The sequence below is a fragment of the Sorangium sp. So ce406 genome (assembly GCF_051474675.1).
GTDB lineage: Bacteria > Myxococcota_A > Polyangia > Polyangiales > Polyangiaceae > Sorangium > Sorangium cellulosum_G.
Map to the genome: position 1 here is coordinate 1110653 of NZ_CP150340.1, position 21293 is coordinate 1131945.

At 72.3% G+C, this 21293-nt stretch carries 19 protein-coding genes; 8 read left to right on the forward strand and 11 right to left on the reverse strand.

What is annotated here, in order from left to right:
* Positions 1 to 49: 49 nt before the first annotated feature.
* Positions 50 to 1201 (reverse strand): STAS domain-containing protein, encoded by a 1152-nt coding sequence (locus tag WME96_RS04115; protein ID WP_437288870.1) that lies wholly within the window; start codon positions 1199 to 1201, stop codon positions 50 to 52.
* Positions 1202 to 1684: 483 nt separating this feature from the next.
* On the opposite strand from WME96_RS04115, the gene WME96_RS04120 reads away from it, so the two are divergent.
* The gene (locus tag WME96_RS04120; RefSeq protein ID WP_437288871.1) at positions 1685 to 4267 is read left to right on the forward strand and encodes a bifunctional serine/threonine-protein kinase/formylglycine-generating enzyme family protein; all 2583 of its coding nucleotides are present in this window, start codon (positions 1685 to 1687) and stop codon (positions 4265 to 4267) included.
* A 78-nt stretch (positions 4268 to 4345) separates the two neighbouring features.
* Here the strand turns inward: WME96_RS04120 and WME96_RS04125 are convergent, their stop codons facing one another.
* The gene (locus WME96_RS04125) at positions 4346 to 5209 is read right to left on the reverse strand and encodes a hypothetical protein (protein WP_437288872.1); all 864 of its coding nucleotides are present in this window, start codon (positions 5207 to 5209) and stop codon (positions 4346 to 4348) included.
* Positions 5210 to 5789: 580 nt separating this feature from the next.
* Here WME96_RS04125 and WME96_RS04130 point away from each other — a divergent pair.
* The gene (locus WME96_RS04130; RefSeq protein WP_437288873.1) at positions 5790 to 6179 is read left to right on the forward strand and encodes a hypothetical protein; all 390 of its coding nucleotides are present in this window, start codon (positions 5790 to 5792) and stop codon (positions 6177 to 6179) included.
* Between the two features lie 74 nt (positions 6180 to 6253).
* Here WME96_RS04130 and WME96_RS04135 read toward each other — a convergent pair whose 3' ends face one another.
* From WME96_RS04135 to WME96_RS04155, 5 genes are all read right to left on the reverse strand, one after another.
* Positions 6254 to 7240 carry an HTTM domain-containing protein gene (locus WME96_RS04135; RefSeq protein ID WP_437288874.1) on the reverse strand — a complete coding sequence of 329 codons (987 nt, stop codon included), beginning with the start codon at positions 7238 to 7240 and terminating at the stop codon, positions 6254 to 6256.
* 4 nt (positions 7241 to 7244) lie between these two features.
* Complete coding sequence (locus WME96_RS04140; protein ID WP_437288875.1) at positions 7245 to 8033, reverse strand: DUF5819 family protein; 789 nt, start codon at positions 8031 to 8033, stop codon at positions 7245 to 7247.
* Between the two features lie 113 nt (positions 8034 to 8146).
* Positions 8147 to 8533 (reverse strand): hypothetical protein, encoded by a 387-nt coding sequence (locus WME96_RS04145; RefSeq protein ID WP_437288876.1) that lies wholly within the window; start codon positions 8531 to 8533, stop codon positions 8147 to 8149.
* 915 nt (positions 8534 to 9448) lie between these two features.
* Positions 9449 to 10375, reverse strand: coding sequence for an alpha/beta fold hydrolase (locus WME96_RS04150; protein WP_437288877.1), 927 nt, complete (start codon positions 10373 to 10375; stop codon positions 9449 to 9451).
* 197 nt (positions 10376 to 10572) lie between these two features.
* Positions 10573 to 12057, reverse strand: a complete 1485-nt coding sequence (locus WME96_RS04155; protein ID WP_437288878.1) for a sigma 54-interacting transcriptional regulator — start codon at positions 12055 to 12057, stop codon at positions 10573 to 10575.
* A 112-nt stretch (positions 12058 to 12169) separates the two neighbouring features.
* Here WME96_RS04155 and WME96_RS04160 point away from each other — a divergent pair, with 112 nt between their 5' ends.
* On the forward strand, positions 12170 to 12640 hold the full coding sequence (locus WME96_RS04160; protein ID WP_437288879.1) for a hypothetical protein: 471 nt from the start codon (positions 12170 to 12172) through the stop codon (positions 12638 to 12640).
* Positions 12641 to 12820: 180 nt separating this feature from the next.
* On the opposite strand, the gene WME96_RS04165 is transcribed toward WME96_RS04160, so the two are convergent.
* Positions 12821 to 13666 (reverse strand): GFA family protein, encoded by an 846-nt coding sequence (locus WME96_RS04165; RefSeq protein WP_437288880.1) that lies wholly within the window; start codon positions 13664 to 13666, stop codon positions 12821 to 12823.
* Positions 13667 to 13977: 311 nt separating this feature from the next.
* Between WME96_RS04165 and WME96_RS04170 the strand changes: the two genes are divergently transcribed.
* On the forward strand, positions 13978 to 15177 hold the full coding sequence (locus WME96_RS04170; RefSeq protein WP_437288881.1) for an aromatic amino acid transaminase: 1200 nt from the start codon (positions 13978 to 13980) through the stop codon (positions 15175 to 15177).
* 125 nt (positions 15178 to 15302) lie between these two features.
* Here the strand turns inward: WME96_RS04170 and WME96_RS04175 are convergent, their stop codons facing one another.
* Complete coding sequence (locus tag WME96_RS04175; RefSeq protein WP_437292270.1) at positions 15303 to 15677, reverse strand: VOC family protein; 375 nt, start codon at positions 15675 to 15677, stop codon at positions 15303 to 15305.
* A 240-nt stretch (positions 15678 to 15917) separates the two neighbouring features.
* On the opposite strand from WME96_RS04175, the gene WME96_RS04180 reads away from it, so the two are divergent.
* Positions 15918 to 16847, forward strand: a complete 930-nt coding sequence (locus tag WME96_RS04180) for a LysR substrate-binding domain-containing protein (RefSeq protein WP_437288882.1) — start codon at positions 15918 to 15920, stop codon at positions 16845 to 16847.
* 91 nt (positions 16848 to 16938) lie between these two features.
* Here the strand turns inward: WME96_RS04180 and bioA are convergent, their stop codons facing one another.
* Positions 16939 to 18219, reverse strand: a complete 1281-nt coding sequence (gene bioA, locus WME96_RS04185) for an adenosylmethionine--8-amino-7-oxononanoate transaminase (protein ID WP_437288883.1) — start codon at positions 18217 to 18219, stop codon at positions 16939 to 16941.
* A gap of 4 nt (positions 18220 to 18223) precedes the next feature.
* Positions 18224 to 18874 carry a 7-cyano-7-deazaguanine synthase gene (locus WME96_RS04190; protein WP_437288884.1) on the reverse strand — a complete coding sequence of 217 codons (651 nt, stop codon included), beginning with the start codon at positions 18872 to 18874 and terminating at the stop codon, positions 18224 to 18226.
* Between the two features lie 424 nt (positions 18875 to 19298).
* Between WME96_RS04190 and WME96_RS04195 the strand changes: the two genes are divergently transcribed.
* From WME96_RS04195 to WME96_RS04205, 3 genes are all read left to right on the forward strand, one after another.
* A complete protein-coding gene (locus WME96_RS04195; protein ID WP_437288885.1) occupies positions 19299 to 20150 on the forward strand; it encodes an alpha/beta fold hydrolase in 852 nt (283 codons plus the stop codon).
* A 98-nt stretch (positions 20151 to 20248) separates the two neighbouring features.
* Complete coding sequence (locus tag WME96_RS04200) at positions 20249 to 21025, forward strand: RNA polymerase sigma factor (RefSeq protein ID WP_437288886.1); 777 nt, start codon at positions 20249 to 20251, stop codon at positions 21023 to 21025.
* 6 nt (positions 21026 to 21031) lie between these two features.
* Positions 21032 to 21274, forward strand: a complete 243-nt coding sequence (locus WME96_RS04205) for an anti-sigma factor family protein (RefSeq protein WP_437288887.1) — start codon at positions 21032 to 21034, stop codon at positions 21272 to 21274.
* The last annotated feature ends 19 nt before the right edge of the window (positions 21275 to 21293 follow it).

Below are 21293 nucleotides of genomic sequence, written 5' to 3' on the forward strand. Positions count from 1 at the left end.
TCCGGTGGGCGAGCTCACCACCTGGGGACGCCCAGCGCGAGCGGCGGTATCAGCGCTCGCGGCCCATCCTGCGAATGCAGTACTCGAGCCCCTGCCGCAGCGTCGAGCGCGTCTCGATCGACGAGAGATCCACGCCCAGCCCGACGATTGTCTGGGCGATGGCGGGGTGGATCCCCGTGATGATCCCCTCGGCGCCGAGGAGCTTGATGGCCGCGGTGAGCTTCATGAGGTGGTTCGCCGTCTCCGTGTCCATCGCCTCGATCCCGGTGAGATCCAGGATGGTGTAGCGCGCCTGCGTCCGGACGACCTCGCGGAGGACCCCTTCCATCACGTCGGCGGCGCGCGCGCTGTCGAACATGCCGACGAGGGGCAGCGTGAGCACGCGGTCCCACACCTGGATGATCGGCGTCGAGAGCGAACGGATGACCTGCCGCTGCCGCTCGATGAGATCGAGCTTCGCGCGGAGCTCCTGCTCGGTGCGCTTCGCGGGCGTGATGTCGAGCGTGACCCCCGCGACGTGGGTGACCTCGCCGCGATCGTTCAGGATGGGCAGGTACCAGGCCTCCCAGTGGACGCCGTCGATCTCGTTCACGAAGTAGGACATCGTGCCGTCGATCGCCTTGCGCAGCACCGCCGTGCCCGACTCCGGATAGAGGTCGAACACGTTGAGCCCGATGAACTGCCCGGGCTTGAGCCCCGCGGACTCGAGCCCCTTCCCGTCGTGGAGGACGAAGACCCCCTTCCGGTCGATCGCCCACAAGCAGACAGGGAGATGGTCGTTGAGCGCCCGGAGGAGCTTGAGCTGGATCTCGCTCTTGATCCGCTCCTCCGCGTCGCGGAGCGCTCCATAGACCTCTTCCTTCTCGGGCACCCACCGCGCGGTGCACTGGAAGCACTTGAACGATCCGTCCGCCGTCTTCAGCCTCAGGACGATGTCCACCGGCTTCACCGCGGCGCGCAGGCGCCCCCACGCCGCGTCGAACGCGGGCCTGTCCTCCGGGTGGACCAGGAGGCCGATGTCCGCCTGCGAGCCCGCTTCGAGGAGCTCGGGGCTCATCTCCTCGGTGAGCGCGCGGCTCATCCGGAGGAGCCTGCCGCTCTCGCCGGCAATGAAGACCAGCTCCGTGCAATGCGAGAAGAAGTCGTCGATCGTGCTGGTCGCGCTGTCTGGCTGGGCCATGTCCGACTTGGCAGAGTACATCGGTCAAGCGGCCAGTGTCGAGATATAGAGCGCCCGCCGGCGCTGCGCGGTGGCTCCGAGCAGCGTCGTTTGGCTCCGTTCGGTTCCAAGTGCGTGTCTGTAGGTGGTGGATCGGCGTGGTCGATCTCGGGCCGTCCAAAGGCCCACGGAGCACGTCTATCTGCATCTGGCCCCGGAGCTCGTCGTGAGGCTCGCCAGCATCAACGGGTCTCGGGGAGGATACCTCGTGGCCGGCGGCTCGCTCGTGCTCGGCCTCACCGGCGGGCTCGGCGTCCTGCTGAACACGTCGCCTCGGGCCGGGGCTGGACAGAAGCTCGCCTGGACGGGCGCTCCTTCAGCGCGCGGGCCGCCGTGGGCGGCGCGCGCTGCCTCGCCCGCGCCCCGAGCGCCCCGTCGGGTTGAGGCCCGCGCGAGCGGAAGATAGAGTCGCCGCGGACCTCGCCTCGGGGAGCTTCCCGGCGCGATCCGCGGAGTCGACGGGGCATGAACCGCAGCCAGCGCGAGGAGATGGAGCGGACGAAGACCGCGTGCGCGCCGGCCGCGGCCGAGCCCGGCGGCGCGCCGCCGGCGGACGCCGCGACGGACGTCACGTTCCGGCTGCGCGTGACCCCCGCGAGCCCGTCGTCGCGCGAGCCGCCGCCCATCTCCGTCACGGCGCCCGAGCGCCTCTCCGCCGAGGAGCGCTACGAGGACCTCGGCTGCATCGGGCGCGGGGGCATGGGCGAGGTGCGCCGCGTGCGCGATCGCATCATGGGGCGCGTCCTCGCGATGAAGGTCCAGTCGGCCGAGGCGTGCGACGCCACGCCCGATCGCGCCCGCTTCCTCGCCGAGGCGCGCCTGACCGCGGCCCTCCAGCACCCGGGCATCGTGCCGGTGCACGACTGCGGCGCGCTCGCCGACGGGCGGCTGTGGTTCACGATGAAGGAGGTGCGCGGGCGCACGCTCGGCGACGTCATCGCCGAGACGTACGCGGCCGGCGGCGGGAGCCTCTCGCCCGTCGCGCTGCGGCGGGCGATCGACACGTTCCTCCGCGTCTGCGAGGCCGTGGCCTACGCGCACAGCCGCGGCGTGATCCACCGCGATCTCAAGCCGGCCAACGTCATGATCGGCGAGTTCGGCGAGGTCCTCGTGATGGACTGGGGCCTCGGGCGCCCCGCAGCGCCGCCGCTCGGGTCGCCCGGGGACGCCGGCGGGGCGGACGTCATCGAGGCGGCCCCGCTCACGCAGCCCGGCGAGGTGCTCGGCACGCTGCTCTACATGGCCCCGGAGCAGGCGCGCGGCGAGGGCGATCGCCTCGGCGCGGCCACCGACGTCTACGCGCTCGGCGTCGTGCTCTACGAGATCCTCGCCGGCCGCCACCCCTACGACGGCCACCTCGCGGCCGTCTGGAGCGCGCTCCTCTCCGGCGGGCTCCGGCCGGTCGAGGCGCTCGCCCCCCACGACGTCCCCGCGGAGCTCGCGGCCATCTGCGCCCGCGCGATGGCGCTCGCCCCGGAGGCCCGGTACCCCGACGCGGGCGCGCTCGCGGCCGACGTCCGGAGCTGGCTCGACGGCGCGCGGCGGCGCGAGCGAGCGCTCGCGATCGTGGAGAAGGCGCGCGCGATCCAGCCGGAGCTCGCGGCGACCCGGGCGCGGGCGCGCGCGCTGCGCGACGAGGCGCGGGCGATCCTCGACGGCCTGAGCTCGTTCGACCCCGCCGAGCAGAAGGCGCGCGGCTGGCGGCTCGAGGACGAGGCGGAGCGCCTCGATCGGGCGGCGTCGCTCGGCGAGCTCGAGTGGATGCAGATCCTCCGCTCCGCGCTGAACGAGGCGCCGGACCTGCGCGAGGCGCACGAGGCGCTGGCCGACCACTACGCCGAGGAGCTCGTCGAGGCCGAGGAGGCGCGCGACGCGCGGGCCGCCGCGCGCGCCGAGGCGCTGCTCCGGCAGCACGACCGCGGCCGCCACGCGGTGCTGCTCGCGGGCGACGGCGCGCTCGCCCTGGCGACCGCCCCCGCGGGGGCCGAGGTCTCGCTCCACCGCTACGTCGAGCGCGACCGCAGGCTCGCGCCCGAGCCCGCGCGCGAGCTCGGCCCCGCGCCCCTCGAGGTGACGCTCCCGCGCGGCAGCTACCTCCTGAAGCTGCGCGCGCCGGGGCACCACGACGCCTCGTACCCCGTGCTCATCGAGCGCGGGCGGCGCTGGGACGGCGTCCGGCCCGGCGAGGCGGCGCCGCGCCCGGTCCGCCTGCTCCGGCTCGGCGAGCTCGGCGAGGACGACGTCTACGTGCCGGCCGGCTGGTTCCTCTCCGGCGGCGATCCCGACGCCGGGGACAGCCTCCCGCGGCGGCGGCTCTGGTGCGACGGCTTCGTCGTCCGCAGGCACCCCGTGACCAACGCCGAGTACCTCGACTTCCTCAACGCGCTCGTCGCGGCCGGGCGGGAGGACGAGGCGCTCGAGTGCTGTCCGCGCCTCGCGCTGGGCCGCGCCGTCCCGGGCGCGGGCCCGGACTCGCTCCGCTTCGAGCGGTGCGACGACGGGCGCTTCCGGCTCGGGTGCATCCCGACCGACGTCCAGGAAGAGCCGAGGATGCCTGTCGCCTTCGTCCACTGGCGCGCGGCGATGCGCTACGCCGCGTGGTATGCCGCCGAGACGGGCGCGCCGTGGCGCCTCCTGAACGAGCTCGAACGGGAGAAGGCGGCGCGGGGCGTCGACGGCCGGTGCATGCCGTGGGGCGACTTCCTGGAGCCGACCTGGGCGTGCATGCTGGGCAGCCACGAGGGCGTCGCCGGCCGCCGCCCCGTCGACGACTTCCCGCTCGACGAGAGCCCCTACGGGCTGCGCGGCGCGGCGGGCAACGTGCGGGACTGGTGCATCAACGCGTGGAAGCGCGAGGGGCCGCGGACCGAGGGCGGCGTCGTGCTGCTCGACCCGGCCGACGACGCCGACCCGGACTTCCGCGCGTTGCGGGGCGGCGCGTGGTCGACGTCGCCGAACTTCTGCCGCGCGGCGGGGCGCTTCGCGAGCAAGCCCGGGGATCGCTTCGGGGGGATGGGGTTCCGGCTGGCGCGCTCGCTGCCCGGCTGAGCGGCCGGGGGTCGTCCTGCGCGGAGGAGGCCTGTCCGGGCGCGCCCCGGCGGCTTCAGGCGCGCGGGGCGCTCGCGCCTACCTCGTGATGCAATGGTAGTGGTACCAGGTGGCCTGAGGGTTGATGAGCCTCGGATCGATCGACGGGTCGTCGCCCGAGAACACCTGCGTGAAGGTCAGCTTGGTCGGGACCTTCTGGAAGATCAGCCCGTTCTGGGGTTGCGTCATCTTGTACCAGGTCATGCTGAGCAGCTCGTCGGCGCTCCCGCGCTCCACGAGCAGGCCGATCCGGTGCGTGGACGGCTGGTCGGGATCGACCGCCCAGTAGAGCGCGCTGTTCGGAGACTCCGGCACGTAGACGCCCTTGCTCCACTGCTGCGACGTCACCTCCTGGGCCGTCGCGATGACGCTGCCCCCGGCGAGCCAGCTCTGGAACTCCGCGGGGTACCCCGGCGCGCCCGGGCGGTTCGTGAACCCGAACGACTCCATGGTGAGCGTGGGCGTCTTCAAGGGGCTGAGCCTCGACCAGTACTCGACCTTCGCCGCGAAGTTGGGGGGAGGGTTCGAGCCCGTCACCGCCACGTGGAGGAGCGGAGTGCTGGTCCTGGGATCCAGGAAGCGAAGCTTCGAGTCGACGGGAATCTGTGTCTCGATCGGCACCTGCGTGCCGTCCGGCAGGAGGTCTCCTATGGTGTTCTCCGGGTCACCCGTGTCCGATTCATTGCTCATGTCGTGATCATCTCCCTGGTCGGTCGGTGGTACGTCCGGGATGGTGACCGGTTCGTCCACCCGGCATTGCTCCTGCGGACAGCCGGACAGCTCCGCGTCCGACACCCACGCGTCCGCGGGCAGGAGGTCCTGCTGGTCGATCTCTCCTGCGGACTCCGCGACACAACCAGCGATAAGCGAGACGGCCACCGAAGCAAACAATGCACGTACCATGGAGGGCTTCCTTTCGAGGGTTGCCTGCGCGCTCTCCTGCCGTGACGGCGGCCGTTGCGCGCGGCGACCGGGGCTTTGCAGGCGCTGTGCCACCGCGAGGATACCGGGATCCAGGCCGGATCCGGGGCGTGATCGCGCCGCGGCGCCGCGGTTCGAGTAGCCCCCGCGCGAGTTGAGCAGGACCTGCGCAAGCGGCGTCAGGTCCTGCGCGAGCGCTCGAGCGCCGATGCGCCGCGCTTCCAGCGCGAGGCGCGCTGGTCGGGGACGGCGCACCGCCGGGACGCGCGTGGCCGGAGCGGGGTCGTGGTGGACGTCGGGCGCGAGGGCGAGCTGCGGGTGCTCGCACTGCAATTCTTCACCCGCCGGCGCAGGCGGATAGCGATGAACCACCGCGCGGCGCGCGAGCTATGCATTGCGGGCGCGAGCCAGGGTGTGATATGTGTCGCCTATGAAGGTTGGGGGAAGCTTTCTCATCACAGTCACCGCGCTCCTCGCCTGTGGGTGCGCGTCCTCTTCACCGCTGTCTCCCTCGACGCCGGAAGGCCTGGGGGAGCGCTCGTCCTCGATGGGCGGGTCCGAGATGGCTGCCGGTGCGCCGGCTCCGGCCGCCGCCGCGGCGGCCCCTGCTCGTCCCCGGGCCCGCAGCTACCCGAAGGAGGAGCTGCAGCGGGTGGCCCGCGTCGCGTCCGCGCGCTGCAAGAAGGCGAATGCGCCCTCGGACTCGGCGTGTCTCCTCAACGAGGCCGCCCCGTTCCTCAAGTTCCGGCCCGAGGATCCGGATTGCCGTTACGTGTCCGGGACGGCGATCTCCGTCGCCGAGTGCTCGGATTTCAATGAGGGGTGCCAGAGCGTGGACCCGAAGGACCTCGATCACCAGATGGAGGCCCTCCAGAGCGCCGGCAAGGATTGCAATCGCGAGCCGACCGATTACGAGCGCGAAGAGCTGCTGAGGCTCCTCGGCTCGAAGTGAGGCCCTGTCCAGCCGAGCGCGACGCGGCGCGCCCCCTCGCGCTCGGGGCTTGATCGCGCCCGCAGCGCGCCGCGCTACTTCGCGCGGAGCCGGCGTCCGGGCAGGACGCGCCGGAGCGAGGGCGCCTCGAGGGGCAGCAGCCGCCTCGCGAAAGCGCCGATCGCCCGATACTCCCTGTCCGAGACGAGCGCCAGCTCGACGCTGATCATGAACGCGGCGAACGTCACGAGCCCCATCATGATCGCGATGCCGGAATGGAACAGGAACGCGCCGGCGAGCGCGAGCCTCCGTGTGTGTCGGTTCAGGACGAACAGGAACGGGAAGCTGAGCTGGAACGCGACCGTCGCGTAGGTCATCGCCGTCACCAGCGCCACGCTGCGGTAGAGGCCCTCGCTGTGGCCGGGCCACGTGAACTCGCCGACGCGGGTGATGTAGTAAAGGGCCGTCCCGTTCTGCCAGAGCTCGCCCTGCACCTTGTACAGCCCGGCGACCCCGTAGACGAGGCACACCTGGACGGCGCAGGCGAGGATCGCCGCGTTGTGCGCCATCGCCTTGATGCGCTGGAGGTCCCCGCCGCGCTCCCGCTGCGCGCGCAGGCGGTCGGCGTCGAGGGAGAAGTAGGCGCCGAGCTCGGCGAAGATGCCGTAGAGGAGCGCGAGCCGGACCACGTTGTCGCCGCCGTCGAGCAGGACCGGGTTGCGCTGGTGCAACGACCAGAGCCCCACGTACGTGAGCAGGGACATGAGCCGCGTGCGGAAGCCGACCACCCACAGCGCCGCGAACAGGATACCGAGGTGGAAGACGACCTCGAAGTAGAGCGGCGATCGGCTGAGCACGTAGACCGAGAACGCGCCGGCGCTGTGGGCCTCCTCGAGCGAGCGCGCGAACGGCCATACCCCCTCGGGTCCGTAGAGGTAATGGCGCTGGTGGTAGTTGGCCAGGTAGAGGTGGAGGATCGTCAGCCCGGCGGCGATCCGGAAGAGGCTGGCCCCGATCAGGCAGCGCTCCTGGCTCGCGAGCTCCACGATGCGACGCCAGCGCGCGTTCAGCTTGCTCAGCATGGGTTTACCTCTCCTCCAGGGCGGCTGTCCGGTCGTCCGCGGGCGGCGCGGGGCCGCCCTCCGTCGCCACCTCCAGAGGCGCCACCGGTTGATACGGAGCCCAGTCGAGATCGTAATACGCCATCTCGCCCCCGGCGTCGGGCAGGTCGCGCCGGGAGAAGCGCGGGAATCTCAGCACCGCCATGCGCATCCGCACGGCGGTGGTGCGGTCCGGGCCGTAGAGGCTGTCGCAGTGCGCGGAGCCGGCCCGCGTCAGGACGATCCGGCCCAGCCGAGAGGCGGCGTCCTGCTCACTCTTCACCTGGTCCCGGAGCCTGTCGACCTCCTGCTCCTGGGGCGCGCCCGGGCCGCCTCCGCCTTCCAGCGCGCGAGCGCGACGCTCGTCGAGCTTCTTCGCCATCTGCAGCGACGCCGGATCGGCGCTGTAGATGAGGCGCGCCGCGCCCGTCACCGATCGCCCGACGCGCGTCGCGGGCCCGAGCCGGTTCTCCAGGTGGGCTTCCCAGTAGGGGGTCGTGATGTCGGTCCACCCGGTCTCGGTCGTGCTCCCGTCCGGCGCGCGCAGGCGGCAGGCGACCATCAGGAGGCGGGTGTCGGTGATGGGGTCGGGCGCGAAGAGGTGCCAGTTCTGCTGCAGGAGAGGGTTCATGTACCCGTCGATGAGCCGCGCGAAGCGGAGCTTGAGCGGGTTCTGCGGCGTCAGGTACGCCAGCGTCATCGCGAAATGAAAACAGAGCGCCGCGCCGAGCAGCGCGGGCGCGGACGTCGAGAGCACGCGGAGGAAACGGCGCATGGATTCGTCCATCCCGGGTTCAGGGTCGTCGGAGAGAGAGCCCCGCGCGGCAGGAGCGCCGCGCGAGGCGGTGAATGGCTGCGAGCGGCCCCGGCGGGGCCGCTCGCAGCAGGCTAGTTGTCGAAGAGGATGTCCGCCTGACCGGGCGCCGGCGCGTCGTTCATCGCGACCCTCCTCCAGCCGCCATAGCCGCGGAATCCCCCCGCGTTGGCCGCCGCCAGGCCGAAGTTGCCGATCCCGCCGGCCTGGGCGACCGCCGACTGGGAGACGGCCCCCGAGGTCCCGATCGCGATGCCCGCGATGCCCACCTGCGTCGTGGTGGCCACGTTGGCCGCGGGGAATCCGTAGTACGCCACCCTCTCGGGCGTCGCGGCGCTCGCCTCGGCGCGCAGGCCGGAGCGGGGCTTCAGGTTCGAGGCGGCGGGCGTCGCCGCGTGCGCCATCGCCACGCCAACGAACAACGACAACCCGGTGACTGCTGTGATGATCTTGCGTACCATGTTCTTCTCTTTCTTTTCGATCGTGTGGTGGTTGCAGCGGCCCGACATGCCACCCGCGGTGTTCGAGCGCGGCTCCCCCGCACGAACCAGGGGCTCGGCGGCGCTCCGCGCAGGAAGCCAGTCCACGGGTGATGTCAGGACTCAGCGTCACCGAGAGAGCACGACTCGTGCCGATCTCTCCCTCCGCCCGCCGCGCGCGCGCTCCGCCGGCGGCGCGAGCCGATGCGCGGGCGATACCCCCTCCGGGCGGCGCGCTCGACCTCCGGGCGGCGCGCTCGGCCCGACGCGTCTTGCTCGTTCGAGCAATCCGTTACGCGCAACGATCGATCCGGCGCGACGCGCCTCTCCCTGGGATCTCGCCGCTCGCGGCGGTGATGCAGCGTGACAGGCGAGCTCGACCCGCGCAGCCGACCTGGCTCCGCCGTCCGAGCCCGTGAATGCGCGCGGGTCAGAGCTCCGATGCGCGCCGCGGTGCTGCGATGTCGGCCGCGGACCGCGAGAGCCGGCACGCCGCGTGCTTCACGTCTCGGCGATCAACGATGTCCGTCCACGAGCGCATCGCTGACCAGGAGGAGTGAAGATGGTTCCTACGCTTTTGTCATTGTTCGTGATGTCAGTGGTGCCCGTTTCGACGGAGCTCCGGGCGAGCCCGGGCGGCGGGTCTGTGGGCGACGCGGCGGGGGCGTCGAACGACGCGGAGGAGCGCGGTTTCTCGAGCGCGAGCGGAGATGGTGTCGCGACGGGCGTCGAGGAGGACTCGATCGCTTCGTGCGTCGTGACCTGCCCGGGCGGCGATAAGGAGGTCTCGTGCCCGGATGGATCGTGCCACTGTTACTGTGATGCGGGCGGCGCCCCGGTCTGCAAATGCGGTTGAGCGCGGGCAGCGGGCGCGGCTCGGTCCCGGGCCGCGCCCGCTCAGCCTCGCGCGAAGGCGAGCAGATCGCGGCTGAGCCGCTCGCGGTGGGTGACGAACAGCCCGTGCGGCGCGCCCTCGTACACGACGAGGCGGCTGCCCGGGACGAGCGCCGCCGTCTTCTGGCCGGTGAGCGCGAGCGGCGCCGACGCGTCGCGGTCGCCCTGGAGGACGAGGGTCGGCACCCGGATCCGGCGCAGCTCGTCGCGGAAATCGGCCTCGGCCATGGCGCGGTTGCAGTCGATTGCCGCCTTCATCGAGCACTGGAGCATCAGAGAGCGCACCCATTCCCTCGTCGCGGGCGGCGTCTCGTCCACGAAGAACGGCGGCGTATTGTCGTCCAGCCATCGCGGGTAATCGGCGCGGATCGCCGCGCGCACGTGCTCGATGAGGTCCCGGTCGAGCCCGTCGGGGTTGTCGGCCGCCCGGAGGATCATCGGCGTGGTCGGCGCCAGGAACACGGCGCGGGCGATCCTGCGATCGCCGTGGCGTGAGAGGTAGCGGGCGATCTCGCCGCCGCTCATCGAGTGGCCCACCAGCGTGACCTCGCGCAGGTCGAGCTGCTCGAGGACGGCGGCGAGGTCGTCGGCGAGCGTGTCGTACTCGTAGCCCCGCCCCGGATCGCTCGAGCGGCCGTGGCCGCGCCGGTCGTAGGCGACGCAGCGCAGGCCGTTGTCGACGAGGTCGATCATCTGGTAGCCCCACATGTCGCTGCTCAGCGCCCATCCCGAGAGGAACAGCACGGGCTTCCCCGCGCCCCAGTCGCGGTAGAAGAGCAGCGCGCCGTCCTGCGCCTCGACGAACGGGCCGGCGGCGTGCTGCGGCCCCCGGCGCGTCCCACGCGCGGACGGCTGTGCCGGGCTCGCGGGCGGGGCGACTTCCGCCTTCACCGGTGCTGCGGGCGGCGTGCCGATGTTCTGTTCATTCATCGCGGGTCTCCTTCCTCGTTGCTCGCTGTGCGTCGCGAGGTGGAGTTGAACCACGGCGAGGGCGGCGGTCGATTACCTGCCAGGTAATGAGGGGAGGGAGATCGCGGCGCGGGCTCCCCGGCGCGCGGGCGTTCCGGCGCCGTGCCGGCGTGCTCCGGCGCGCGTCGCTCCGGGCGGCGCGGCCGGGACGATCCGGGTCACTCGTTGCTCTTGCGCTTGCGCGGCCGCGGGATCCCGTAGGCGTCCAGCCGGGCCACGAAGGTGCGGCGGGGCATGCCGAGGAGCGCCGCGGCCTGCGTCTGGTTGCCCGCGCACTGCTCCAGCGCGTCGACGATCCGGCGCCGCTCGATCGCGTCGAGCTCGCGCCGCAGGTCGCCCGCGCTCTGGCCCGACCGCGCGGCGCCGGCGTCGTCGTCGGCCGCCTTCGCGGGCGCCACGGTCCCCACGGCCGCCGCGGCGGGCGCGACGCTCGTGTCCACGGTCGGCGCCAGGGGAGCCGCCGCGGGCGGCGCGGCGGCCGCGTCGAGCAGGAGGTGCTCCGGCAGCACTGTGTCGCCGCCGGAGAGCACGACCGCGCGCTCGATCACGTTGCGCAGCTCGCGGATGTTGCCGGGCCAGGGGTGCGCCTCCAGGGCCGCGATCGTCTCGGGGGCGAACGCCGGCGCCCGGCGCCCGAGCGCGCCGGCGGTCCGCTCGGCGATCGCGCGCGCGAGCGGCGCGATCTCGGCGACGCGCGCGCGGAGCGGCGGGATGGTCAGCGCGATGCCGTTCAGCCGGAAGAACAGGTCTTCCCGGAAAGCGCCGCGCTTCACCTCGGCGGCGAGATCGCGGTTCGTGGCCGAGAGGAAGCGGACGTCGATGGGCCGCGGGCTCAGGCCTCCGACGCGCATCACCTTCCTGTCCTCGAGCACGCGCAGCAGCTTCACCTGGATGGACGGCGGCAGCTCGCCCACCTCGTCGAGCAGCACGGTGCCCTTCTCGGCCGTCTCGAGCAGGCCGGGCTTCGCCTGGCCGGCGCTCGTGAAGGCGCCCTTCTCGTGGCCGAAGAGCTCGCTCTCGAGGAGCGACTCGGACAGCGCCGCGCAGTTGAGCCGCAGGAACGGCCCCTGCGCGCGCGGCGACCGCCTGTGGATGTGCTCGGCCAGCACCTCCTTGCCGGCGCCCGTCTCGCCGAGCAGGAGCACGGTGATCGGCGAGCCTGCCACGCGCTCGGCGAGCGCGTAGAGCCGCTGCATCGCCGGGTCGATCACGATGGGCTCGCCCGGCCCCTGGGCCGGCGCCGCGCTCGTCGCGCCCTCGCGCGGCACGATCACGATCAGCGCCGAGCCGAGGTTGACCGCGTCGCCGACGGACAGCTCCATGGTCTTGCCCGGCTCGAGCTGGAGCTCGAGCAGCTTGGTCGTCGGCCCGGCGCTGCGCTCGCGGCGCAGGCGGGTGCCGTTCGCGCTCCCGAGGTCCTCGATCGCGATCGTCGGGCCGAGGTGGATGATCGCGTGCCGGCGCGAGACGGAGCTGTCGTCGATCGGGACGTCGTTCTCCTTGGATCGGCCGAGCGACACCCGCCCCTCGTCGGGCAGCGGGTGCCGGGTCACGCGGCCCCCGGCGAACACCGTGAGCTCCAGGGGAGCATCCAGGCGGTGGTGGTGGGCGCCGGGGGGATCGGCGGCATCGGAGCGGCGCATACGCATCAGGTCGCCAGGATAGCCGAACCCGCGCGCCGGGGCTGGCCCGCGGGAGCCGGAGGGGGCCGCGCTGGATTGCGGGCGCTGGAGCCGGCGTGATACGTGTCGCTGCATGAGGCCCGGGGGAACCTCCTTGCTCGTCCTCGTCGTCGCGTGCGCCCTCGTCGCGTGCGCGTGCTCCGAAGCGGCGCAGCCCGCCGCGGGCCCGCGGACCGCCGGCGACGCGAGCGCGCGGCCCGCTCCCCCTCGGGTCCGCACGTACCCGGCGGCCGACCTCGAGCGGATGGCGCGCATCGCCGCCGCGCGCTGCAAGAAGGCGAACACGCCGTCCGACGCCGCGTGCCTCCTGGACCATGCCTCCACCTTCCTGAGGTACCCGCCCGAGGACCCCGACTGCCGCTACGTCGCGGGGACAGCGCTCTCCGTCGCCGAGTGCTCGGAGTTCGAGGAGGGCTGCCTGAGCGTGGACCCCGGGGATCTCGTCCGCCAGCTCGACGCATTGCAGGGCGTCGGCAAGGACTGCCAGCGCGACCCGACCGACGTCGAGCGGGCCGCGGTGCTGAAGCTCGCGGGCGCCAAGTGACGGGCTGAGTCCTCTGGTTCACGAGAGAGAGAGAGAAGGAACCACAGAGGCACAGAGGGCACAGAGGGGAGAGATAGAGAAGAAGAGAGATGAGTCTCTATTTCTCTCCTCTCTCGCCTCTGTGCCCTCTGTGCCTCTGTGGTTCGAATTCTTCTCCTTGCGCGCCGTCTCTCTTCGTCGTCAGGCCTGGGGCGGGAGCTCGGCGTATTGCGGCAGGTCGCCCGTGATCGGGAACCAGCTCGCCTTCGAGGCGGTGAAGATGTGGGCTGCAGGGCGGATGCCGGGATCGGTGTCGAGCGTGCCCGCGGGCACCACGGCGAAGCCGCGCTCGGGCGACAGCCGCGGCGCCGCGCCGCCGCAGCGCGTGCAGAACGCCACGGCGAAGAACCGCGCCTCGGGCACCTTGTAGCTCGCGACCTGCGCGTCACCGCGGACCCAGCGGAACGTGTCCAGGGCGACGAAGGCGTTGGTCGCGTGCGCGGCGCTGCGCCCGCGGCGGCAGCGCGAGCAGTGGCAGTTCATCATGCGGAGGGGCGCGCCGTCGAACTCGAAGGCCACGTCGCCGCACAGGCAGCTCCCCTGGGTGACGCCCTCTCTGGGCGCGACGACGGGGCGCGAGACGACCGGCGCCTGGCTCGGGGGCGGCCATTCCTCGAACTGCGGCAGGGAATCCGTGATCGTGTACCAGGGCGCCCTGGAGCGGACGAACTGGTGGAACTCTGGCGCGATGCCGAGATCACCCTCGAGGTTGCCGGCATGGACCAGGGCGAGCTGCCGCTCGGGGGCGAGCAGCGGGGCGGCCGAGCCGCACGTGGCGCAGAAGGACCGATGACGGCTCGCGCACGACGCGCGGATCGCGTGCTCGCCGGCGAGCCAGCGAAAGCCCGAGAGCGGCGCGACCGCGGCCGTGGCGAACGCCGAGCCGTGGAACTTGCGGCACATCGAGCAGTGGCAGTGCAGCATGGCGTGAAACGGACCGTCGATCTCGTAGTGGACCGTTCCGCATAGACACGCGCCCCTGGTCATGGCCGTACCTCCCGTTGTCGTGCGTGCTCCGCGTGCGCCGGAGCGATGACCCGGGCGCGCACGTTAGCACGGCCGGGGCTGCTCGAAGGTCGCTTCCTCGTCGATGCCAGCGTTCGACAGGCGTCGGGGCCGAAGCGCCGCGCCGGCATCACGAAGCACGCGAGGCCGAGCGGGGAGCTGGCCCACCTCGGCGGCCTCCGGCGCGGCCCCGGAGCCGGCCCGCGCCTCACGACCCAGCTCCTGCTCGCGCGCCGCCTCAGGCCGCGGTAAGGAGCGTCTCCGACCGCCCGCGCGGCGGTGTGAGGTAAACCATGGCATCCATCTTCTCCGACATTCCGCTCGCCCCCGCTGACCCGATCCTCGGCCTGACCGACGCTTTCCAGAAGGACCAGAACCCGCGCAAGGTCAACCTCGGCGTGGGCGTCTACCAGAACGCGCAGGGCAAGGTGCCCGTACTCAAGGTCATCCGGGAGGCCGAGAAGCGCTGGTACGAGAAGGAGGACTCCAAGTCTTACCTGCCGATCGACGGCGCCCCGGCGTACACGCGCGCGGTCCAGGAGCTGCTGCTCGGCGAAGGCTCCGCGCCGGTCCGTGACGGGCGCGTGGTCACCGCGCAGGCGCTCGGCGGCACGGGCGCGCTCAAGCTCGGCGCCGACTTCCTGCGCCGGTTCCTGCCGGACTCGGCGCTCTGGATCAGCGCGCCGAGCTGGGAGAACCACCGCGCGCTCTTCGAGGCCGCCGGCTTCAAGGTGAGCGAGTATCCCTACTACGACCCGACCACGCACGGGCTCGACTTCGCGGGCATGCGCCGCGCGCTGCTCGAGGCGCCGGCGCGCACGGTGATCTTGCTCCACGCCTGCTGCCACAACCCGACCGGGGTGGACCTCGACGCGCAGCAGTGGGATGAGGTCGTCCGCATCGTGCGCGAGCGCGATCTCGTGCCGTTCATCGACTTCGCGTACCAGGGCTTCGGTGACGGGATCGAGCAGGACGCTGCCGCCGTGCGCGCCTTCGCCCGCGCGGACCTGCCCTGCGTCATCGCGAGCTCGTTCTCCAAGTCGTTCTCGCTCTACCGCGAGCGCGTGGGCGCGGTCAGCCTGGTCACCAGCAGCAGCGATGAGGCGAAGCGGGTCGCCTCGCAGTTGAAGCGCGTGATCCGGACCAACTACTCGAACCCCGCCTCCCACGGCGCGCAGCTTGTCGCGCTGGTGCTCGGCGACCCGGAGCTGCGCCGGCAGTGGGAGGGCGAGCTCGGCGAGATGCGCGACCGCATCCGCGCGATGCGCGGCCGCTTCGTGGAGCTCCTGGCGAAGAAGGGCGCGGGGCGCGACTTCTCCTTCATCACGCGGCAGAAGGGCATGTTCTCGTACTCGGGCATCGAGCTCGAGCGCGTGCGCCGGCTGCGCTCGGAGTTCGGCCTGTACATCGTCGACAGCGGGCGGATCTGCGTCGCGGCGATGAACGAGGGCAACCTCGAGTACATCACCGACAGCATCGCCTCGGTCCTCTAGCCACCGCGCCCGCGCAGGCCTGCGCTCGAGCGCCGCCCCCATGCACGAGCGCAGGCCCCGGCGCCTGGCTCGGGGGCGGCCATCCGCCGGGCGCGTCCGAGGCGACGTGCCCGGCGGAGGAGCCCTCAACGGGCAGGTTGCCAGAGCTCGATGGGGTTGCCGGACGGGTCATCGAGCAGAATCTGGGAGCCACCGACTCCGCTCACGATGTCGTTGCGGAACCGCAGCCCGGCCGCGCGGAGCCGGGCCACCTCGGCGGCGAGATCGGCCACGGGCAGCTGAATGCGGCTCCAGCCGCCGGGGACAGGCTGGCGCCCGTCGGGCATCGGCCGCGCGCCGGAGCTGGCCTTACCGCTGAGAAGGAGCCGCAGGTCGCCGCGGGTGACGGCGGCGAACGCGGGGCGGGCGTCCGATTCGAGCGCGAAGCCCAGGTGCACCGTGTAGAAGGCAATGGCGGCGTCGACGTCGTCGATCATGTAGCGGACGCTGACCGTGCTCATGGGCCTCAGTTCTCCTCGCGATGACGTGCTTGATGAGGCGGCGCAGCCCGACAGCAGCGTGAGCCACAGGACCGACAGGGCCCTGGACGCCGTCCGGGCGAGCGCCGAACTTCCGTTGAAGTACATGGGGTTTCGCGTTCTCCGTTCCTCGATGGACACGATAAGCGCGCGCGCGTCGATGGCCATCCGGAGCGCGGTCAAAGCATTGTCAACCACAGGTTAACGACCTATCCTCGCCGAGTGGACCTCTTCTCCGGCGTACTGCCGTTCGTCTGCGTGGCGGAGGCGGGGGGGTTCCGCGCCGCGGCCGCGCGCCTCGGGGTCACGGCCGCCGCCGTGAGCAAGTCCGTGGCCAGGCTGGAGGCCGAGCTCGGGGTCGTGCTCCTGGAGCGCACGTCGCGCCATGTTGCGCTCACGCCTGAGGGCGCCGTGTTCCTCGAGCGCTGTCGTGCGGCCATCGCGCAGCTGAAGGCGGGGCGCGAGCAGGTCGCCGGGGCACAGAGAGAGCCGCACGGCACCTTGCGCGTGACCTTACCGCCGGTGCTCGGTCGAAGCGTCCTGCCGGTCGTCGCGCGGCTGTCGGCGCGTTACCCACGGCTTTCGATCCGGCTCATCGCCACGAATCGCCTCCTGCCGCTCGCGGAGGAGGAGATCGACGTCGCGCTGCGCATGGGATCGCTCGAGAGCTCATCCCTCGTCGCGCGCGCGCTGCGCACGCCGCGCTGGATCACCGTCGCCGCGCCTGCCTACCTCGCGAGCCGGGGGGGCCCGACGTCGCCGGCCGACCTCGCGCGGCACGAGTGCATCAAGTTCGTGCTGCGCGGCAAGGTCGTCGATTGGCGCTTTCGTGCGGGCGATGGCGGCGTCGACGTCGCGACGCCCTCGCGCATCGTGCTCGATCAAAGCGATCTGCTCATGGACGCGGTGGTGCAGGCGATCGGGGTGGCGCAAGTCCTCGATTTCATGGCCGCTCCGCTGCTCGAAGCGGGGCTCATCGTGGAGGTGCTGGCGCCGTTCGCGACCGAGGGCCCACCGCTGCACGCGCTCACGCCGGCGCGCCGGGCGTCCGTCCCGCGCGTGCGTGTCTTCCTCGAGGCGCTCGGCGACGCGCTCGGCCGCGGTGGTCACGGCCCTCGTGGCTCGCCGAAGATCCGCGCCTCGGCGGGCTAGTTCCTGCCGGGATTCCTGGCGCACGGAACCAGCGAGGGCGTCTGTGGCGATCCTCTTCAGTGCTGGCCGCGACGGGACTTGCGTGTGCGGCTCAGAGCTCGGACACCACGTTCACGATGGCCCCGGTGATGCGCGACAGGTCTTCTGGATCGATGATGTAGGGAGGCATGGTGTAGACCAGCTTCCCGAACGGACGCAGCCAGACGCCGCGCTCCACGAAGGCCGGCTGGACGCGCGCCATGTCGACGGGCTGCTTGAGCTCGACCACGCCGATGGCGCCGAGCACGCGGACGTCGGCGACCGCATCGAGCGCGCGGCAGGGGGCGAGCTCGCGGCGGAGCTGCGCCTCGATGGCGGAGACGCGCGCGCGCCACGGCGAGCCGAGCAGCAGGCGGACGCTGGCCAGCGCGGCGCTGCAGGCGAGCGGATTGGCCATGTACGTCGGGCCGTGCATGAACGCGTGCGGCGCGCTCCCGGCGATCGTCTCGGCCACGCGCTCCGTGCAGAGCGCGGCGGCCAGGGTCATGGTGCCGCCGGTGAGCGCCTTGCCGAGGCACATGATGTCCGGCGCGACGCCCGCGTGGTGGCAGGCGAACAGCTCCCCGGTGCGGCCGAAGTTGGTCGCGATCTCGTCGAGGATGAGCAGCACGCCGTGGCGGTCGCAGAGCGCGCGCAGCTCGCGCAGGTACTGCGGGTGGTAGAAACGCATCCCGCCGGCGTTCTGCGCGATCGGCTCGAGGATGACGGCCGCGACCTCGCGCGCGTGCTGCTCGAGCAGCGCGGCCATGCTGCCCAGGGCGTCCGGCGACCAGGGCGCGTCGAACGCCGGCCCGGGCGCCGGCGCGAACAGGTGCTGCGCGAGCGCGCCGCGGAAGAGGTGGTGCATGCCGCCCACGGGATCGGTGACCGCCATCGCGCCGAACGTGTCGCCGTGGTAGCCGCCGAGCACGCTGACCAGGCGGCGCTTCTCGGGCCGCCCCTGCGCCAGGAAGAACTGCAGGGCGAGCTTGATGGCCACCTCGACCGACACGGACCCGGAGTCGGCGAGGAAGACGCGCGTCAGCGGCTCGGGCGTGATCGCCACGAGCGTCTCGCACAGCGCGACAGCGGGCTCGTGGGTGAGCCCCCCGAACATGACGTGGCTCATCCGCCCGAGCTGGTCGCGGACGGCCGCCATCAGCGCCGGGTGCGCGTAGCCGTGGATGGCGGCCCACCAGGACGACATGCCGTCGACGAGCTCGCGGCCGTCGGTCAGCGTGAGTCGGACGCCCTCCGCGCGCTCGACGGCGAAGAGTGGCGCGCTCGAGATGGGCGCGGCGTAGGGGTGAATCACGCAGCGGCGGTCGCGCGCGACGAGATCGTCTCGATTCACCGCGTCATGCACCGGGGGTGTCTCCCTCGGTCGCCCGGGCGTCGTCGAGGTAGAACCCGGGGCTCTCCGGCATGCCGGCGGCGATGAACGCCGCGCGGCGCTTCTTGCATTGCGGGCATCGCCCGCAATGCCGCTCGTAGCCCAGCATGCAGCTGTACGTCTGCGCGAAGTCGATGCCGAGCCGGACGCCCTCGGCGAGCACGGCGCTCTTGTCGAACCCGATGAGCGGTGTGTCGATGGCCACCGGGCCCAGCGTGGACACGAGGCCGCGGAGCGCTTCGAGGAACCGCAGCGAGGCGCTGGCGTATCCATCGACGTCGTCCCGGATGACCGCGATCGCGATCGCCGCCGCCTCGATCTGGGCCGCGTAGGACACCGCGAGGCTCAGGACGACCAGGTTCCGGTGCGGTAACGGGATGTGCAGCTTGGCCTGCTGCTCTGCCCGGAACGCCGCGCCGACGGCCCCCATATCGAAGCGCCGGAGCGTCAGTCCGAGCGCCGCGCACTGCCGCTCGGCCGCCTGGTGTTCCCGGTGCGCGGCGCGCTGGCCGTAATCGACGAACACCGGGACGACCCGCGCGCGCGTGTGCGTGAGGTGGAGCAACGTGGTGCTGTCGGCGCCGCCGGTCGTGAGGACGATCGTTGGTGCTTGCATGGGCGGGAGGATCGTTGATCGCGCGCGTGCGCGCCAGGGGTTTCGGGCCGGGCTGGCCTCGCGGGTTGACCCCGCGGGCGCGGGCGCACGTCCTCTGGCGCAGGTGCGATGCCCGTCGCGGCCGAGGGCCGGCTCGCCTTGGCGCGCGCGAGCGTCGCGGCCGCCTCCCGCCTGCTGCGCACCGCCCGGCGCCGCGGCGCCGCGGCGCCGGGCGGCGGGGCGGGGGAGCGAGGTCACACCCCCCTCCGTACGATTTCGCGATCGGGCCGTAACGTTCGGGCCCCCTCCGAGACTGTGCTCGTAGCGGGATGAGCCGCCGCGGCGCCGGGAACACGCCCGGGCGCAGGGGCGCGCGTGTCCGTCGCACGCCGGAACACCGGTGACGTCGCGCTCGAGGAGAGCCTGCGACGATGAGGAGACATCCATGAACGGTCTGCTTCGCAAGGTCTTGCGGTTTGGCACCATGATCTCGGCCGCGGCGCTGCTGTCGTCCGCGCTGCCCGGCTGCGGGGGCGGGGACACGGACGGCGGGGCGGGGGGCGACGGCCCCCAGGGCTCGGACAAGAACACGTATGTCCTGGTCCACGGCGCCTTCGTGGGCGGCTGGGCGTGGGACAAGGTGGTGCCGCTCCTCGAGGCCGGCGGAAACGAGGTGATCGCCCTCGATCTCCCCGCGCACGGCGACGATCCAACGCCCCTCGCGGACGCCGGCCTGCAGGTCTATACCGATGCCGTCGTGGAGGCCATCGACAGCGCCTCGCGCCCGGTGGTCCTTGTCGGCCACAGCATGGGGGGTATCGTGGTGAGCCAGGCGGCCGAGGCGCGGCCCGACAAGGTGAAGACGCTGGTCTATCTGACCGCGTTCCTGATGAAGGACGGTCAGTCGCTGAACGAGGAGTGGGCCGACGACGAGGGGGCGGAGATCAAGGCGTACGCCGTCCCGTCGAGCGACGGCACCTCGCTCTCGTTCAAGGAGGGGTGGGCCGCGGACGCGTTCTGCCAGGACTGCTCTCCGGAGGACATCGCGCAGCTCGAGAGCCACCTGCGCGAGGAGCCCGCGAAGCCGTTCGGCGAGCCCATTCACGTCACGGAGGAGCGGTGGGGGAGCGTCCCGCGGGTGTACATCGAGGCGCTCCAGGATCTCGCCATCAGCCCTGCCGAGCAGAAGCAGCAGTACACGGCCTTGCCTTGCGAGAGGGTCATCTCGATCGACGCGGGCCACGCTCCCTTTCTGACGAAGCCGAAGGAAGTCGCGGACGCGCTGCGATCGCTGTGACCCGGGCGGCGTCCGCTGCCCGCCGCCACGAGGCGCGCCGCCACCACGGCGCGCGCCGCCCCGGCGTCGATTGATGCGCGGCCGGGCGGCGTGGTACCGTGTTCCACGTGTCCCACGACCCCTCGGCCAGCGACGGCGCTGCGGCCCCCTCGGCGCAGCGCGCGTCGGCCGATCCGGGCCCGCTCCTCGCGGGGGGCGCGCTGGACGGCGCGGCCTCCTCCGAGGCGCCAGCGGCCACCGCGATGATGGCCTCCGCCGTGGCGTCCGCGGATGACGCCGCGCTCGTCCGCCGGCTGCTCGCGGGCGACGAGCAGGCCTTCGAGCAGCTCGTGATCGGGCTCCACACACCCATGCACCGGCTGGCCCGGACCCTCGCCGGCCCCGCGGGCGCGCAGGAGGTCGTCCAGGAGACCTGGGCGGCGGTCTTCGACGGGCTCGTTCGCTTCGAGGGGCGCTCGTCGCTGAAGACATGGGTGTTCCGGATCCTGACGAACCGCGCCAGGACGTGGGGTACGCGAGAGAAACGCACGGTCCCTGTCTCCTGGACGGAGGACGGGGATCAGGGCAGCGAGCCGGCGGTCGACCCGGCCCGGTTCGACGGCACGGGCGACTGGATGAATCCGCCCGCCCCGTGGACGGAGCAGAGCCCGGAAGGCCTCTTGTTGCGCAAGGAGATCGGCGTCGTGCTCCAGCGGGAGCTCGAGGCCCTGGTGCCTGCACAGCGCGCGGTTGTCCAGCTACGGGACGTGGAGGGTTGTCCCTCGGACGAGGTCTGCGAGATCCTCGGCATCAGCGAGGCGAACCAGCGGGTCCTCCTGCACCGTGGCCGATCGAAGCTCAGGGCCGCCCTGGAGCGATACATGGCGAGGGGGTGAGCGCGCATGCTCGTCACGTGCTGTCAGTTGACGGAGATGATCACCGACAGGAAAGAGGGGGCGCTCTCCTCCGAGCAGGAGGAGGGCTGCGCGCAGCACCTCTCGTGGTGCGAGCGGTGCCGCACGTACCTGCGGCAGATGGACCTGACGATCGACGCGCTCCGGGGCATCCCGGGCGAGCCGCTGCACGACGAGGTCCGCGCCGCGCTGTTCGCCCAGTTCCAGAGGCGGAAGACCACGGCCGATTGAGCTGAGCTTTCCGGGCGGC

What these genes read in the sequence shown, in the direction of transcription:
- WME96_RS04190 (WP_437288884.1), bottom strand. Translation starts at nt 18,874, where the DNA reads ATGCAAGCACCAACGATCGTCCTCACGACCGGCGGCGCCGACAGCACC.
- WME96_RS04205 (WP_437288887.1), top strand. Translation starts at nt 21,032, where the DNA reads ATGCTCGTCACGTGCTGTCAGTTGACGGAGATGATCACCGACAGGAAA.
- WME96_RS04175 (WP_437292270.1), bottom strand. Translation starts at nt 15,677, where the DNA reads ATGAGCACGGTCAGCGTCCGCTACATGATCGACGACGTCGACGCCGCC.
- WME96_RS04170 (WP_437288881.1), top strand. Translation starts at nt 13,978, where the DNA reads ATGGCATCCATCTTCTCCGACATTCCGCTCGCCCCCGCTGACCCGATC.
- WME96_RS04135 (WP_437288874.1), bottom strand. Translation starts at nt 7,240, where the DNA reads ATGCTGAGCAAGCTGAACGCGCGCTGGCGTCGCATCGTGGAGCTCGCG.
- WME96_RS04140 (WP_437288875.1), bottom strand. Translation starts at nt 8,033, where the DNA reads ATGCGCCGTTTCCTCCGCGTGCTCTCGACGTCCGCGCCCGCGCTGCTC.
- WME96_RS04145 (WP_437288876.1), bottom strand. Translation starts at nt 8,533, where the DNA reads ATGGTACGCAAGATCATCACAGCAGTCACCGGGTTGTCGTTGTTCGTT.
- WME96_RS04125 (WP_437288872.1), bottom strand. Translation starts at nt 5,209, where the DNA reads ATGGTACGTGCATTGTTTGCTTCGGTGGCCGTCTCGCTTATCGCTGGT.
- WME96_RS04160 (WP_437288879.1), top strand. Translation starts at nt 12,170, where the DNA reads ATGAGGCCCGGGGGAACCTCCTTGCTCGTCCTCGTCGTCGCGTGCGCC.
- WME96_RS04115 (WP_437288870.1), bottom strand. Translation starts at nt 1,201, where the DNA reads ATGTACTCTGCCAAGTCGGACATGGCCCAGCCAGACAGCGCGACCAGC.
- WME96_RS04195 (WP_437288885.1), top strand. Translation starts at nt 19,299, where the DNA reads ATGAACGGTCTGCTTCGCAAGGTCTTGCGGTTTGGCACCATGATCTCG.
- WME96_RS04150 (WP_437288877.1), bottom strand. Translation starts at nt 10,375, where the DNA reads ATGAATGAACAGAACATCGGCACGCCGCCCGCAGCACCGGTGAAGGCG.
- WME96_RS04155 (WP_437288878.1), bottom strand. Translation starts at nt 12,057, where the DNA reads ATGCGCCGCTCCGATGCCGCCGATCCCCCCGGCGCCCACCACCACCGC.
- WME96_RS04130 (WP_437288873.1), top strand. Translation starts at nt 5,790, where the DNA reads ATGGCTGCCGGTGCGCCGGCTCCGGCCGCCGCCGCGGCGGCCCCTGCT.
- WME96_RS04165 (WP_437288880.1), bottom strand. Translation starts at nt 13,666, where the DNA reads ATGACCAGGGGCGCGTGTCTATGCGGAACGGTCCACTACGAGATCGAC.
- WME96_RS04120 (WP_437288871.1), top strand. Translation starts at nt 1,685, where the DNA reads ATGAACCGCAGCCAGCGCGAGGAGATGGAGCGGACGAAGACCGCGTGC.